The organism is Streptomyces sp. NPDC045022, from assembly GCF_056432605.1.
The window spans coordinates 52,566-66,860 of record NZ_JBWKIR010000009.1 but is presented as its reverse complement, the minus strand read 5'-3'; the positions used below and the strand labels follow the sequence as shown (position 1 = coordinate 66,860).

Annotated in this window: 10 protein-coding genes and 3 pseudogenes; 7 read left to right on the top strand and 6 right to left on the bottom strand. The window is 71.5% G+C overall.

The features are described 5' to 3' along the window. Positions 1–187: 187 nt before the first annotated feature. Positions 188–691 (top strand): hypothetical protein, encoded by a 504-nt coding sequence (locus tag AC07C1_RS17990; protein ID WP_478940043.1) that lies wholly within the window; start codon positions 188–190, stop codon positions 689–691. A 66-nt stretch (positions 692–757) separates the two neighbouring features. Here AC07C1_RS17990 and AC07C1_RS17985 read toward each other — a convergent pair whose 3' ends face one another. Together AC07C1_RS17985 and AC07C1_RS17980 are read right to left on the bottom strand one after the other, a co-directional pair. After that, complete coding sequence (locus AC07C1_RS17985) at positions 758–4,093, bottom strand: S8 family serine peptidase (RefSeq protein ID WP_478940041.1); 3,336 nt, start codon at positions 4,091–4,093, stop codon at positions 758–760. 153 nt (positions 4,094–4,246) lie between these two features. Continuing rightward, positions 4,247–4,330 (bottom strand): annotated as a pseudogene (locus AC07C1_RS17980) (CGNR zinc finger domain-containing protein); the annotation flags it as partial. Between AC07C1_RS17980 and AC07C1_RS17975 the strand changes: the two are divergent. From AC07C1_RS17975 to AC07C1_RS17955, 5 genes and pseudogenes are all read left to right on the top strand, one after another. Next, a pseudogene (locus AC07C1_RS17975) lies at positions 4,330–4,695 on the top strand (pyridoxamine 5'-phosphate oxidase family protein); the annotation flags it as partial. The pseudogenes AC07C1_RS17980 and AC07C1_RS17975 sit on opposite strands and share 1 nt — an antisense overlap. After that, entirely contained in the window at positions 4,680–5,201 is a 522-nt protein-coding gene (locus AC07C1_RS17970; protein ID WP_478940039.1) for an NUDIX hydrolase, read from the top strand. The pseudogene AC07C1_RS17975 and the gene AC07C1_RS17970, both read left to right, overlap by 16 nt. Positions 5,202–5,368: 167 nt before the next feature. Continuing rightward, entirely contained in the window at positions 5,369–7,120 is a 1,752-nt protein-coding gene (locus AC07C1_RS17965) for a TIGR03767 family metallophosphoesterase (RefSeq protein ID WP_478940037.1), read from the top strand. 95 nt (positions 7,121–7,215) lie between these two features. Beyond that, a complete protein-coding gene (locus AC07C1_RS17960; protein ID WP_478940035.1) occupies positions 7,216–8,367 on the top strand; it encodes a serine hydrolase domain-containing protein in 1,152 nt (383 codons plus the stop codon). Between the two features lie 83 nt (positions 8,368–8,450). Continuing rightward, positions 8,451–8,954: a DinB family protein gene (locus AC07C1_RS17955; RefSeq protein ID WP_478940033.1), complete on the top strand. Its 504-nt coding sequence runs from the start codon at positions 8,451–8,453 to the stop codon at positions 8,952–8,954. A 74-nt stretch (positions 8,955–9,028) separates the two neighbouring features. Here AC07C1_RS17955 and AC07C1_RS17950 read toward each other — a convergent pair whose 3' ends face one another. Continuing rightward, on the bottom strand, positions 9,029–10,078 hold the full coding sequence (locus AC07C1_RS17950; RefSeq protein ID WP_478940031.1) for a hypothetical protein: 1,050 nt from the start codon (positions 10,076–10,078) through the stop codon (positions 9,029–9,031). A gap of 207 nt (positions 10,079–10,285) precedes the next feature. Continuing rightward, the gene (pepN, locus tag AC07C1_RS17945; protein WP_478940029.1) at positions 10,286–12,868 is read right to left on the bottom strand and encodes an aminopeptidase N; all 2,583 of its coding nucleotides are present in this window, start codon (positions 12,866–12,868) and stop codon (positions 10,286–10,288) included. 141 nt (positions 12,869–13,009) lie between these two features. On the opposite strand from pepN, the gene AC07C1_RS17940 reads away from it, so the two are divergent. After that, positions 13,010–13,672: a mycothiol-dependent nitroreductase Rv2466c family protein gene (locus tag AC07C1_RS17940; RefSeq protein WP_478940027.1), complete on the top strand. Its 663-nt coding sequence runs from the start codon at positions 13,010–13,012 to the stop codon at positions 13,670–13,672. 72 nt (positions 13,673–13,744) lie between these two features. Here the strand turns inward: AC07C1_RS17940 and AC07C1_RS17935 are convergent. Then, positions 13,745–13,957, bottom strand: a pseudogene (locus tag AC07C1_RS17935) (response regulator transcription factor); the annotation flags it as partial. Positions 13,958–13,967: 10 nt separating this feature from the next. Beyond that, the gene (locus AC07C1_RS17930) at positions 13,968–14,210 is read right to left on the bottom strand and encodes a zeta toxin family protein (protein ID WP_478940025.1); all 243 of its coding nucleotides are present in this window, start codon (positions 14,208–14,210) and stop codon (positions 13,968–13,970) included. Positions 14,211–14,295 lie beyond the last annotated feature (85 nt).

Here is a 14,295-nt window from a genome sequence, read left to right as displayed (position 1 = left end):
GACAAGTCGGCGGCGCCCCGCTGCGCAGGCACCGGCGCCCGGGGAGGAGGCCGCGCCCGGGGACGGGCCCGCGGGTCCCTCGTCCCCCGCGCAGCGCCCGGTGGCCGGCCGTTCCCGGAGCGTCACGCGTCCCGTTGGTCCGTCCCGGCCCCGGCGCCCGGGCCGGCCGTCGGGACGCCGCCGGGCGGTGCGCATCGCACTCGGCTCGCTCGCCGGTGCCGCGGCCTTCTCCCTGGCCGCCGGGTTCGGCTGGTTGGTGACGCACACCGGCGGCGGGGCGGACGACAACGGCGGGGCGCCGAAGAGGGCTGCCGATGCCAAGAGCGGGGCGACCCAGGAGAGCGGGCGCCCGGCGGACCCGGAACGCGAACTGGCCTGCTCCCGGCTGGTCGTGGAGGGCACCGTGGCGAAGGTGGCACGGCAGCAGGGCTCCCCCGGGAGCCGGGTCACGCTGACGGTGATCCGCTCCTACAAGCCTGCGCACGGACCGGCCGAGGTCAGCTTTCTGCTGGACGACGGCGCGAAGCCGGCCCCGCGTCCGGGACAGCACGTGCTCGTCCAGGTCGGCCGGGGCCGGCAGAAGGCGAGCCTGTGGGCCGTCGGCGACCGCGTGGCCGCCGACCGCGCCTGGATCACCGAGTCACTGCCCGGCTCGCTGCACACCACGTGCCCGCCCGGCCGGACGCCCTGAGCGGAGAAGAAGAAGGAGGGGCGGGTGTCCGTCCGGACACCCGCCCCTCCCGATCGCGTCACCCCGTTACGGCGTGACCTTCTCGATCTTCACGCTGCCGGTGCCCGCGACCGTGCCGCGTGCGTTCACCAGCTGGACCTGCCCGAAGAACTCGCGGCCGGCCGGGGCCTCGGCGGCGGCCGTGACCTGGCCGGTCACCGTGGCCGAGTCGCCCGTGCCGAGCTTGACCGGGGCGGAGCCGTCGACCGAGACGGTGCCGAGCGTGGAGGAGAAGAACACGTCCCGGTAGTCGTAGTCGGTCGAGCCGGACGGGACCGAGTAGCCCACGACCTTGATGGTGTACGTACCGGCGGCCGGGGACGGGACGGAGACCGCCTCCTCCGAGTCACCGTCGGCGGACTGCGCGACCTGCTTGCCGCTCGCGTCGTACACGGTCAGGTCGAGGTCGGCCGCCGTGTCGGAGACGCCGCCGATCGCCACGTCCAGGGACTTGGCGCCGGCCGGGACGTCCACCGTGGTGGTCTGCGTCTCGCCCTCCTTGACCGCCGGGCGGGCCGTCTTGGAGGAGCCGAGCGGGCCGCCGACCAGCTTGCCGTCCAGGGCCGCGTACGTGTTGGTCACCTTCCAGGAGGCGGTGGCCGGGGTGCCGACCTTCGCCTCGGGGACGGTGACGGTCTCCGGGTCGAAGGCCACGCCGAGGACGGAGACGTCGAGCTGGTACGGGTTGTCCAGCAGCGGCGAGGTGCGCCGGGCCTCGACCTCGACCTCCCAGACGCCGGGCTGCGGGTCGGCGTACGAGCGCACGTCGGGCTTGCAGCCGTTGCCGTCGAGGTAGTTGTTGTAGCAGTACGGGGTCGAGGTGTTGTCGACCGGAGTGCCGTACGGGTGGATGGCGATGAACCGGGTCTGGCTCTTGTCCCGCAGCCCGCCGATCGCGACCTCCAGCGCCTTGGCGCCCTCGGGCACGGTCAGGAAGTACGACCGCGTGCTGTTGCGCTGCACCGAACCCGACGCCGTGTAGGTGTGGTTCACCGGGGAGGAGACCACGACGGTGGAGAGGACCTGCTTGTCGATGCCCTCGGTCTTCGGGTCGTCGACCTCGAGGATCGCGCTCTTGATGCCCGCGGACCCCGGAGCGGCCTGCACCTTGACGGTCACCGGCTGGTTCAGCGGCAGCCGCACCACGTCGTCGCCGACGATCCGGAAGGTGTGACCGGCGTTGTTCTCGAAGTGCAGCTCGTGCCGGACGGCCTTGTCCGGGCCGGAGGTGCGGGTGAGGGTGATGTCGTACGTCTTCTTCTGGCCGGCCTGCAGACCGCCCTCGCGGTCGTAGAGGCCGGTGCCGAAGCCCGGGGTCTTCAGGGCGTGGTCGAGCGCGGTGTCGACCGGGGCCTTGACCGTGTACTCGTGGGCGGAGGCGTCGTCCCGGATGGCGTCCCACGCGTCCACGATGTTGATCAGACCCGCACCCTCCTCGTACGCCTGCACACCCTTGATGTGGTCGGCGGTCGAGGTCAGCGCGGTGCGCAGCGCGGCGGGCGTGAGGTCGATGCCCTTCTGCCCGGCGGCCGACAGCAGCAGCGCGGAGGCGCCGGCGGCCTGCGGGGAGGCCATCGAGGTGCCCTGCAGCATCGAGTAGCCGGCCGGCAGCGAGTAGCCCGCCTCGGTGACCGGGGAGCCGGGCAGCCAGGTCTGGGTGGTGTTGATCGCGGCGCCGGGCGCGGTCAGGGTCGGGGTGAAGCCGCCGTCCTCACGCGGGCCGCGCGAGGAGAAGGGCATCATCGCGTACTTCGTCTCCACGGCCGAGCCGTAGTTGGCGGCCCAGGTCTGCCTGGAGATGGCCGCGCCGACCGAGATCACCTTGTCCGCGAGGCCGGGGTCGCCGATGGTGTTGGCGCCGGGGCCGGAGTTGCCCGCGGAGATCACCAGCTGGACGCCGTAGGTGTCGATGAGCCGGGTGTACAGCTCGGCGCGCGCGTTGTTGCCGTCGTTCAGCGCCGGCAGTCCGCCGATCGACATGTTGACGATGTCGACGCCGCGGTTGGCGACCAGGTCGATCATGCCCTCGGTGAGGGCGACGTTGGTGCAGCCGCCGCTCCAGGTGCAGGCGCGGGAGGAGACGATCTTCGCGCCCGGGGCCGCGCCGTTCATCTTCCCGCCGAACAGGCCGTTGGCGGCCGTGATGCCGGCGACGTGGGTGCCGTGCTCGGACTCGATGACGCCGATGTTGACGAAGTCGGCCTTCTTGCCGACCCAGTCGCCGCCGTACGGGTCGGTCGGGACGTCCTTGCGGATCTGCACCACGAACGGCTGCCGCTCGGCCACGTCGGTCTTCGGGTCGTCGGTGCCGAACCAGCCGACCTGGTAGCCGTCCTTGTACGGCTTCATCGGCGTGTCGTCGGTGAAGTCGAAGTTGTTGTTCAGGTCGACGCGGACGGTGCCGGCGGCCGGGTCGTAGAGGATGCCCCAGGCGTCGGTGGTGTCACCGTCGCGGTTGGCGTCGCCCTTGGCGTCTCCGCCGGCGGTCGCGGACTCGCGGAACAGGTTGACCTGGTAGTCGCCCGCCGGTGCCTTCCAGGTCGCGCCGCCGTAGCCGAACGACGGGCCGCTGACCGGATTGGTCATCCGGCGCCAGGTGCCGTCGCTGTCCAGGATCGGGTCCGTCGCGGTGACCCAGTCGGTGATCTTCCGCTCGCCGGTGCTGGTCTTCTGCAGCGCCGGGTGGCTGAGGTCGACGCCGGAGTCGAGGATGCCGATGGTGACGCCGCGGCCGTCCGCCTTCGGGTGCTCCTTGACGAAGTCGACGGCACCGGTCTCGAAGGAGGGGTTGTACGGGTTCTCCGCCGGGGTGTCCTTGCCCGGGCCGGAGTAACCGCCCGTCGCCCTGCGGGACGTGGCGGCGGTGTCCGCGCTCGGCGTCGGGTCGTCGAGCGGGATCTCCTGCCGGAGGTCGATGGCGTGCACCGAGGAGAGCCCCGCGGCGGCCTTGATGGCCGCGTCGGCCCTGCCGGTGGGCACAGTGGCCCGGACATAGCCGACCTTGTCGTAACTGCGGCCCACCGAGCCGCCCTTGACCGCGTCCAGCTCCTCGGTGACCCGCTCGGTCTGCCCCGGAGCGGTCGCGATCATCATCGTGATGTTCTTGGCGCCGTCGGCCTTGGCGTCGGCGAGCACGTCGGCGTCGTCCGAACCGAGCTTGTCATGGGCGGACTTGACGCCGGGGTCGGCGGCCGGGGCGGATGGGGGCGCCTCCCACGCGTTCGGCTGTGGGGGAGCGTCCGCGGCGAGGGCCAGGGGTATGGGCCCCGCCGCGGAGAGGGCGGCCACCACACCCACGGCCACGGCTATGCGGGCCAGGCGTCTCGGGCCGGGTATGGGATCACGCTCGGGCGTGTGGGTCATCGGCATCCCTCAGGTAACGGAAGAGCGGACGAGAGCGCTCAGCCTTACCGAAGGGTCAGGACTTTGGGGACCGTTGACCGAATCGATATGGATGTATGGGGAAAACCCGCGATGGGATTTGAGCGGATCGGACGCCGATAGTCCGGTATTTGCTCAGTTCTCCTTCGAACGTGCGTAATGGCGGGACGCCTTCGCCCGGTTGCCGCACGCGGCCATCGAGCACCAGCGGCGGGTGCCTGGCCACCGTGCACGCCCGGGGAGCCGATGTCAGCCACCGGGGCGGCAACCCCGGGTTCGTCCGGATCGTCTCACCGCAGGAACTGACCTGGCCGGACTACTCCGGCAACGCCATGTTCCTCAGCCTCGGCAACCTGCGCGCCGACCCCCGGGCCGGACTGCTCCTGCTGGACTGGACGACCGGCACCACCCTCCAGCTCACCGGCGAGGCGCACACCGAGTTCACCGCCGACGGCGAGCGGACCGTCCGTTTCGTCCTGACGGAGGCCGTGGAGACACCGGCGGCCCTGCCCCTGCGCTGGTCCGCACCGGAGTACTCACCGGCCAACCCCGGCGTTAACGTCGGGGGATGCGACGGAAGTTGAGGGTGGCGGCCTACGCCGTGTGCGTCCGCGACGGACAGATCCTGCTGGCCCGCTCCCCGGGGCCCCACGGCACCCCCGAGTGGGTGTTGCCCGGCGGCGGCATGGAGCACGGCGAGGACCCGTACGACACCGTCCGTCGCGAAGTCGCCGAGGAGACCGGTTACCGCGTCGAGGTGACCGGTCTCCTCGGCATCGACTCCTCCCGCCGGGTCCTGCGCGGCGCACGCCCGCGCCGCCAGACCGACCACCACGGCGTCCGCATCGTCTACGAGGCCGAGGTGGTCGGCGGCGAACTCCGCCACGAGGTCGGCGGTTCGACCGACTTCGCCGCCTGGCAGGACCTGGACGCCGTGGCCGGGCTCACCCGGGTGCGGCTGGTCGACGTGGCGCTGCGGCTGTGGCGGGAACGGCCGGCACCGGGACATCTCCGGCCCGGAGACCGTCCCCTACCCCAGGAGATGAACGAGGAGCGACCGGCCCCCGGCCGCCCGCGATCCACTCCATGACAACGTCCCCCACCCCGTGATCCACGTACGGTGATCGGCGCTGCGCGTTGCCGCCGCGTTCACGCACAGGTCATCCCCGCTGCCAACGATCCAGAGCGAGCGGGGCGTTCGCGCCTGGGGCGGCCCGCGACCACTGCCGACGCGTTCGCACTCGGGGAGATCGCGCCATGTCGCGCATACGCTCTGTCACCACCTCCGCTTCGGCGGTCAACCGCCGTACCGTCCTCGCCGCCGCCGGGGCGGTCTCGCTCTCCGCGGGCGTCGGCTACGCGCTCCGCCCGACCGACAGCGAGGCCGCCACCACCACCGGGGAACCCCTCGCCCACTCCGGGCAGGCCCCCGCGGCGACCCCGCTCGCCCCCTACAGCAAGGGCACGACACTCGCCTCCGTCGCCACCCCGCGCACCAGCTCCGGCTACCGCCGCCTCGGCGACGGCCCCGGCTGGACGCGGGTCGTGCGCGGCGAGCTGGCCACGCCCAAGTCCGGCCGCGCGGACCGGCGTACGACCCTCGCCGCGTTCGTGCAGTTCACCGACATGCACCTCACCGACGTCCAGCACCCCCTGCGCGTCGAGTTCGTGCGCGCCGCCGACCCGCATGCCTGGCGTCCACAGGAGGCGCTGACCGTGCACGGCGCCATTTCGCTCGTCGAGCGGGTCAACGCGCTGCGCGGCGGCCCCGTCACCGGCTCCCCGCTCCACTTCGTCATGACCACCGGCGACAACACCGACAACAACGCGCTGTGCGAGCTGGAGTGGTACATGACGGTGATGAGCGGTGGCCGCATCACCCCCGACTCCGGTGACCCGGGGCACTACGAGGGCGTCCAGAACAGCGGCCTGAAGCTGTACTGGCAGCCCGGCACCACCGTCCGCGACAACGACAAGGCGCTCGGCTTCCCGTATCTGAAGGGCTTCCTGGCCGCCGCGATCCGGGAGGTGAGGAGCCCGGGCCTCAAGCTGCCCTGGTACTCCACCGTCGGCAACCACGACATCCTCCAGCTCGGCGTCTACGGCTCCCACGGCGACTCCTACCTCGCCGAGGCGGCCATCGGCGGCAGGAAACTGATGACCGTCTCCGCCGCCGAGGCGAAGAAGTTCCAGAACACCAACAAGAACGCCCAGGATCCCCAGGGCGTCGGGTACCGGGACTTCCTCAAGGCGCACGCGCGCGCCATGCGCTCCGTCACCCCGGACGAGAAGCGGGCCCCGTACACGCCGGCCGGCTATCTCAAGGCTCACCTGGACCCCGCCCACCAGGGCGCCGGCCCGATCGGTCACGGCTACTCCTCCGCGAACCTCGACGCCGGAACCCAGTACTACTCCTTCCGGGTCTCCGACGACGTCATCGGGATCAGCCTCGACACCAACGACGCCGGCGGTCACTTCGAGGGCTCCATCGGCACCGCCCAGCTGAGGTGGCTGGACAAGACCCTGAAGGACAACAAGGACTCCCACGCCGTCGTCTTCAGCCACCACACCAGCAAGACGATGACCAACGCCCGCCCCGACCCGGCCCGCCCCGGCGAGCGCCGGCACACCGGCGACGAGGTGGTGTCCCTGCTCGCCGGCCACAGCAACGTGCTGGCCTGGGTGAACGGTCACGTCCACAAGAACATCGTCACCCCGCACGCGGCCTCCGGCGGCCGCTCCTTCTGGGAGATCTCCACCGCCTCGCACATCGACCACCCCCAGCTCGCCCGCATCATCGAGCTGGTCGACAACAAGGACGGCACGCTGTCCGTCTTCACCACCCTCGTCGAGTCCGCCGCCCCGCACCGCACCGACTTCGCAGACCTCTCGCAGACCGGCCTGGCCGCCCTCTACCGCGAGCTGGCCTTCAACGCCCCCGGCGCCAACAAGACGTTCGCGGGCAAGCCGGCCGACCGGAACACGGAGCTGGTCCTGAAGGAGGGCTGAATATCACCCAACCCGCCCACGCCGAGGCAACCTTCGTGCGACACCACCGGGTCCCTTCCCGTGACCGCACCACACACCTCAGGTTGGGTTGAGACATGCGCGTACGTACGACTCTGGCGGGCACCACCACCCTGCTCCTCTCGGTGGCCCTGGCGGCCCCGGCCGTCGCGGCGGCCGGGCCAGCGGCGGGCGCCGGCCACGACCACGGCCACGCCGGCACCCGCAAGGCCGTCGAGGCGGCGGTCGAGGCCGGCGTACCCGGGGTGACCGCCACCGCGAAGGACGCCCACGGCACCTGGTCCACCACGGCGGGCGCCGGTGACCTGCGCACCGGCACGCCCCGCTCGACCGCCGACCGCTACCGCGTCGGCAGCATCACCAAGACCTTCGTCGCGACGGTCCTCCTCCAGCTGGAGGCGGAGGGCCGGCTCTCCCTGGACGACACGGTCGACACGTGGCTGCCCGGGGTCGTGCGCGGTCACGGCCACGACGGGCGCCGCATCACCGTCCGCCAGCTCCTCAACCACACCAGCGGCGTCTACAGCTACACGGCCGACGAGGGCTTCGCCCGCAGCTACTTCCTCAAGCACGGGTTCTTCCGGCACCGCTACGACACCGTCGCCCCGGGCGACCTGGTGGCGATCGCCCTGAAGCACAAACCGGACTTCGCACCGGGCACGTCCTGGAACTACTCCAACACCAACTACGTCCTGGCCGGCATGGTGATCGAGAAGGTGACCGGCCACTCGTACGCCACCGAGATCCGGCACCGGGTCATCAACCCCCTGCGCCTGCGGGCCACCTCCGTCCCCGGCACCGACGTCACCGTCCCGCACCCCAGCAGCCGCGCCTACTCCGAGTTCACCGGGCCGGCCACGGGCCCCATGTACGACGTCACGGCCCTCAACCCCTCCTTCGCCTCCTCGGCCGGCGAGATGATCTCGGACTCCGCGGACCTGGACCGCTTCTACAGCGCCCTGCTCCGCGGAAAGCTCCTCCCGGCCGAGCAGCTGAAGGAAATGAAGACCACGGTGAAGGTCGGCGGTGCGCCGAACACCGGCTACGGCCTCGGCCTCATGGACCGCACGCTGAGCTGCGGCGTACATGTCTGGGGCCATGACGGAGGCATCCACGGCTCCACGTCCACGGCGGTGACGACGGCGGACGGCCGTCATTCCCTCGCGTTCAACTTCAACGGGGACTGGGCGGGGGACATGGACGCGGTGACCGAAGCGGAGTTCTGTTAGCCGACGGCCGTCCCGCGGCGGAGCCGGCGCGCTGTGATCAATTCGGTTGACGGTGGGCACGCGATGAAGGAGTGTCCCCTGCGATGACGAGAACCGATACGCCTCCCTCCTGGGACGAGCGGACCCAGCTGACCACCTTCCTCGACTACGCCCGGGCCACCGTCCACGCCAAGTGCGAGGGTGTCTCGCCGGAGGGCGCCCGCCGGGCGCCGCTGCCCGGCTCTCCGCTCATGACCCTGTGCGGGCTGGTCAACCACCTGCGCTGGGTGGAGTACTACTGGTTCCAGGTGGTCTTCCTCGGTGAGGAGGACCAGGGACCGTGGACCGACGAGGACCCCGACCGTGAGATGCGGATCGCGGTCGACGTCCCGCTGGAGCGGCTGCTCGCCGAGTACGAGGAGCAGAGCGCCCGCTACCGCGAACTGGTCGCCGCCACCGACCTGGACACCCCGGCGAAGCAGTCGATGCGCGACGGCCGGCATCCCGACCTCCGCTGGGTGCTGCTGCACCTCATCGAGGAGACCTCCCGGCACAACGGACACATCGACGTCGTACGGGAACTGGTCGACGGGACCACAGGCAGCTAGGCACGCGCGGAGGGGCCACCGGATCAGGCCCCGGTGGCCCTTCCTCTCCCCTGCTGACGCTTCCCCGTTCCTCACTACCGGGGCAGCACCACGACATACGCGGCCGGGTCGCGGTCGCCGGACGCCATCAGCGCCGTACGCACCACCGCCGCCTGCTGTTCCATCGTGTCCCTGAGCTTTCGCGGCGTGATGTGCACGACCGTGATCCCCAGGCGCTCCAAGTGCTCGCGCTTGCGGGCGTATTCCGACCACAGGGCGTCGTCGTCCTGCCGATGGGCCGGGCGGGGTGCGCGCGTGTCGAGTTCGACGGCGACCGCCTGGTCCGGCCAGTACGCGTCCAGGCCGCCGAGATGCGGGCCGCCGGGCAGGCGCAGGTCGACGTTCCAGACCGGGTCGGGCAGGCCGTACTCGTGGACCATCCGGTAGAGGCGGTCCTCGGCGATCGAGCGGCCCTCCGCCAGCAGCGAGTCCACCGCGTCCACCACGTGCGGCCGGGTCAGCAGCTTCGCCTGGGTCAGCTCCCGCACCACCGAGGCCGGTTCGCAGTGGCCGCCGCGTACCGCCTCCGTCAGCAGCCGCCGTACCGCCTCCGCGTCCGTCAGTTGCGCCACCGCGTCCGCCAGCGCCCGGGGCACCGGCGCCACCGGCAGGCCCGTCACCACCCGGGGCGCGGGCAGGGCGGACGTGCGCAGGACGCGGACGTACCCCGTGGAGCGCAGCCGGCGCAGGCGCGGGACCAGGACGTCGACGTGGTCCAGGGAGAGCAGCGGCGGGGTGGCGGCGAAGCCGTACAGGGTCAGGGCCGCGAGGCCCGTGATCATCGCCTCCGTGTACAGCGTGCGGTGCGGGCTCTCGGCCGTCGGCTGGACCGGGACGCCCGGCGCCGCCTCGCGGGCCGCGTACAGCAGGGCCCCGTGCAGCCGCTCCTCGCTCGTCGGGGCGCCGGGGTGCAGCAGGATCACGTTCGGGAGCAACTGACGCCAGGGGCCGTCGGGGCGGCACTGCCCGGTCAGCTCCGCCGCGGTCACACCGTGGGAGCGGAGCTGGGCCGCCGTCAGGACGCGGCGGTGGACCTCGGAGAGGTGGCGGAGGGGGCGCGGGGAGAGCGGGGTGTTGTGCGTCATGGCCTCGAACTTTCCGCACTCGGTCCCACCCGTAACCGCTGTTACACGGTCGTCGAGAAAGGCGGACAAGAGCGGACTAAAGGTCAGGTGTTCGGATGCCGAGTAGGGACCCGAAACCCCTGGTCCGATCGGGTGTGGACCAGGGGTTACGGCTCGTCTTGACCGAATTTCGTAACGGTCACCGACCGGGCAAGCTCAGGCCAAGGCTCACCGGTCGGTGGCCGCCGCATCGCACTCCTGTGCGCGCAGCGCCCGTGCCAGGTCGTCCCGCGCCTCCAGCACCAGCCGGCGCAGCGCCGGCGCCGCGTCCCGGTGCGCCGCGAGCCACGCGTCCGTCGCGTCGAGGGTCTCCTGACGGTCCTGGTGGGACGGGAAGAGACCCCGGACCACGTCCATGCCGATCTGGATCGACCGCTCCCGCCACACCCGCTCGATCGCCGCGAAGTACAACTGCGCGTACGGCGCGGTCAGCTCCCGCTGCGAGGGCTGGTCGAAGCCCGCGATCGTCGCCTCCACGAGCGCGTTCGACAGCACGTCGGACTCCACCACCTGCGCCCACGCCTGGGCCTTGACCGCCGCCGACGGGCGGGCCGCCAGGCAGCGCACCTGGTGCCGCTTCCCGGAGGCGGTGTCGTCCCGGGCCAGCTCGGCCGCCAGCACCTGCTCGCCGGCCATCCCGTGCGCGGCCAGCGGCTCCAGGAACGCCCAGCGCAGCTCCTGGTCGACCGTCAGGCCGTCGATCGCGGTCGTCCCGTCCAGCAGGTCCCGCAGCAGCTTCAGGTCCGGCTCGGCGAAGGCCACGGCCGCGAAGAACCGCGCCCAGGCGAGCTGGTGTTCACTGCCCGGCCCGGCCGCCCGCAGCTCCCGAAGGGCGCCCTCGGCGAGCAGCTCCCCGCCGGTCTCCCGCCAGGCCGGCGCCGCGTAGTGCACCAGCGCGGAGTTCGCCCAGGCGTGCAGCATCTGCAGCACACCGATGTCCGACTCGCGGCCCGCGAACCGCAGCACCAGAGCGATGAAGTCCCGGGCCGGGAGCAGCGCGTCCCGGGTCAGGTTCCACAGCGCCGACCAGCACAGCGCACGGGCCAGCGGATCGGTGAGCGCGCCCAGGTGCGCGCGCAGCGTCGCCAGCGAGGTCTCGTCGAAACGGATCTTGCAGTAGGTCAGGTCGTCGTCGTTGACCAGCACCAGCTCCGGTGCCTCGGCGCCCGCCAGCTCCGCCACGACCGTACGCGGGCCGTCAACGTCCGTCTCCACGCGCGCGTACCGCTCCACCGCACCCTCGGGGGCGCGGCGGTACAGGCCCACCGCGACCCGGTGCGGGCGCAGGTCCGGGTGGCTCTCCGGGGCCTCCTGGACGATCGCCAGCTCGGCGATCCGGCCGCCCTCGGTGTCCAGCAGCACCTGCGGGGTCAGGGAGTTCACCCCGGCCGTCTGCAGCCAGGAGGCCGCCCACGCGGTCATGTCCCGGCCGCTGGTCTCGGCCAGCACCGACAGCAGGTCACCGAGGCGCGTGTTGCCGTACGCGTTGCGCTTGAAGTAACGGCGGGCACCCTCCAGGAACGCGTCCTGGCCGACGTACGCCACCAGCTGCTTGAGCACGGAGGCGCCCTTGGCGTAGGTGATGCCGTCGAAGTTCAGCTTGGCGTCCTCCAGGTCACGGATGTCGGCCGTGATCGGGTGCGTGGACGGCAGCTGGTCCGCGCGGTACGCCCAGGCCTTGCGGCGGTTGGCGAAGGTGATCCAGGCATCGGAGAATCGGGTCGCGCCGACGTTCGCGAACGTGCCCATGAAGTCCGCGAAGGACTCCTTCAGCCACAGGTCGTCCCACCACTCCATGGTGACCAGGTCGCCGAACCACATGTGCGCCATCTCGTGCAGGATGACGTTGGCCCGCGCCTCGTACGACGCCTGGGTCACCTTCCCGCGGAAGATGTACTCCTCGCGGAAGGTCACCAGGCCCGGGTTCTCCATCGCGCCCAGGTTGTACTCCGGCACGAACGCCTGGTCGTACTTCCCGAACGGGTACGGGTAGTCGAAGTGGTCGTGGAAGAAGTCCAGGCCCTGCTTGGTGACCAGGAAGACGTCCTCGGCGTCGAAGTGCGGGGCGAGACCCTTGCGGCACATCGCGCCCAGCGGGATCTCCAGCTTCGTCCCGTCCTCGAAGGTGCGGGAGTAGGAGTCCGTCACGTAGTGGTACGGGCCCGCCACCACGCATGTGATGTACGTCGGGATCGGCTTGGTCTCCGCGAACCGCCAGACACCGTCGCCGCGTTCGCCCGCGCCGTTGCTCCACACCGTCCAGCCCTCGGGCGCCCGGACCTCGAAGCGGTAGGGGGCCTTGAGGTCCGGCTGCTCGAAGTTGGCGAAGACACGGCGGGCGTCGGCCGGCTCGTACTGCGTGTAGAGGTAGACCTCGCCGTCCTCGGGGTCGACGAAGCGGTGCAGGCCCTCGCCGGTGCGCGAGTAGGCGCACCGGGCGTCGACCACCAGCTCGTTCTCGCCGGACAGGTCCTCCAGCGTGATCCGCGAGCCGTCGAAGACCTCACTCGGGTCCAGGTCCTTGCCGTTGAGCGAGACGGCGGTCACGTTCGGTGCGATCAAGTCGGCGAAGGTGGACGCCCCCGGCTCGTTGCAGCGGAAGCGGATGGTGGTCACCGAGCGGAAGGTGCGCGGCTCGCCGTCCCCGGCGCCGACGGCGGACCTCAGGTCCAGGGACACCTCGTACCCGTCGACGGACAGCAGTGCGGCCCGCTCCCGGGCCTCGTCGCGGGACAGATTCTCACCGGGCACGGGCGGCACTCCCTCGTGGTCGCGTGAATGATGGCTGTACAGCACCGATCCTGCCATGCGCCCCTGACAGGCGGCAGCCGGGAATGCGGTTCGCGGTGAACCCGTTGAGGATGCACAAAGACCGTTTCGCTGAGGAGAACCATGTCCGAGACCGCGACCTCGTCCGGCAAGACCCCCGTCGACTTCTGGTTCGACCCGCTGTGCCCCTGGGCCTGGATGACCTCCCGGTGGGTGCTGGAGGTGGAGAAGGTCCGCGACATCGAGGTCCGCTGGCACATCATGAGCCTCGCCGTCCTCAACGAGAACAGGCTGGACGAGCTGCCCGAGGAGTACCGGGAGATGCTCGCCACCAAGGCATGGCAGCCGGTGCGGGTGGTCACCGCCGCCTGGCGGAAGCACGGCGACGACATCCTCGGCCCGCTCTACACCGCGCTCGGCACCCGCATCCACAACAACGGCGAGGGCGACACCCTGGAGGCCATCGCCGGGGCGCTCGCGGACGTCGGGCTGCCCGCCGAACTGCTCGAGTACGCCGAGCAGGAGGACTTCGAGTTCGACGCCGAGCTGCGCGCCTCCCACAAGGAGGGCATCGAGAAGGTCGGCCAGGACGTCGGCACCCCGGTCATCGCGGTCCCGGGCCCCGACGGCGAGCAGATCGCCTTCTTCGGCCCGGTGGTCACCCCCGCCCCGAAGGGCGAGGAGGCGGCCCGCCTGTGGGACGGCACGCTCGCCGTGGCCTCGGTCCCGGGCTTCTACGAGATCAAGCGGACCCGCACCCAGGGCCCCGACTTCAGCAACCTGTAAGCCCCCTGCGACGGGCCCGGCACCCCTCGGCGGCCGGGCCCGTCGCCGTACCCCGGCCGGCGACGCCGCCGGTCACGGCCGCCGCAACAGTCCCCGCTCCATGGCCACCACCACCGCCCGCGTCCGGTCGCTGACGTCCAGCTTGGCGAACAGGCGCACCAGATGCGTCTTGACGGTGGCCTCGGAGATGACGAGGCGGCGGCCGATCTCGGCGTTGGTGAGGCCGTCGGCCACCGCGTTCAGGACGTCGGTCTCACGGGGCGTGAGCGGGTCCTGGACCGGGCGCAGCGCACCGTCAGCCGCCCGCCCGCCCAGCTCGGCGAGCCGCAATCCGTACGGCCCCGCCGCGCTGCCCGAGCGCCGCCTGGACCAGGTCGGCAACCTTCGTCTTCCCGGCTCCAGGCTGGCCGCCGACGATCACCACGACCGGGCGGCTCTGGGGTACGGCGCTCTTGGTGGCCGCAGGCAGGAGCACGCGTTCCAGGACGTCCTGGCTCTCGCGGGCCGAGAGCACGGCGCAGGCGTCCAGGTCTTCCACGGGGCCTCCAGCCTCATCCGCTTCACCGCTCGCTTGATCTGTGACTTCGCGTGGCAGATGGCCAGCGGCGGGCAGAGAAGCGCAG

What these genes read in the sequence shown, in the direction of transcription:
- AC07C1_RS17985 (WP_478940041.1), bottom strand. Translation starts at nt 4,093, where the DNA reads ATGACCCACACGCCCGAGCGTGATCCCATACCCGGCCCGAGACGCCTG.
- AC07C1_RS17970 (WP_478940039.1), top strand. Translation starts at nt 4,680, where the DNA reads ATGCGACGGAAGTTGAGGGTGGCGGCCTACGCCGTGTGCGTCCGCGAC.
- AC07C1_RS17965 (WP_478940037.1), top strand. Translation starts at nt 5,369, where the DNA reads ATGTCGCGCATACGCTCTGTCACCACCTCCGCTTCGGCGGTCAACCGC.
- AC07C1_RS17960 (WP_478940035.1), top strand. Translation starts at nt 7,216, where the DNA reads ATGCGCGTACGTACGACTCTGGCGGGCACCACCACCCTGCTCCTCTCG.
- AC07C1_RS17955 (WP_478940033.1), top strand. Translation starts at nt 8,451, where the DNA reads ATGACGAGAACCGATACGCCTCCCTCCTGGGACGAGCGGACCCAGCTG.
- AC07C1_RS17950 (WP_478940031.1), bottom strand. Translation starts at nt 10,078, where the DNA reads ATGACGCACAACACCCCGCTCTCCCCGCGCCCCCTCCGCCACCTCTCC.
- AC07C1_RS17940 (WP_478940027.1), top strand. Translation starts at nt 13,010, where the DNA reads ATGTCCGAGACCGCGACCTCGTCCGGCAAGACCCCCGTCGACTTCTGG.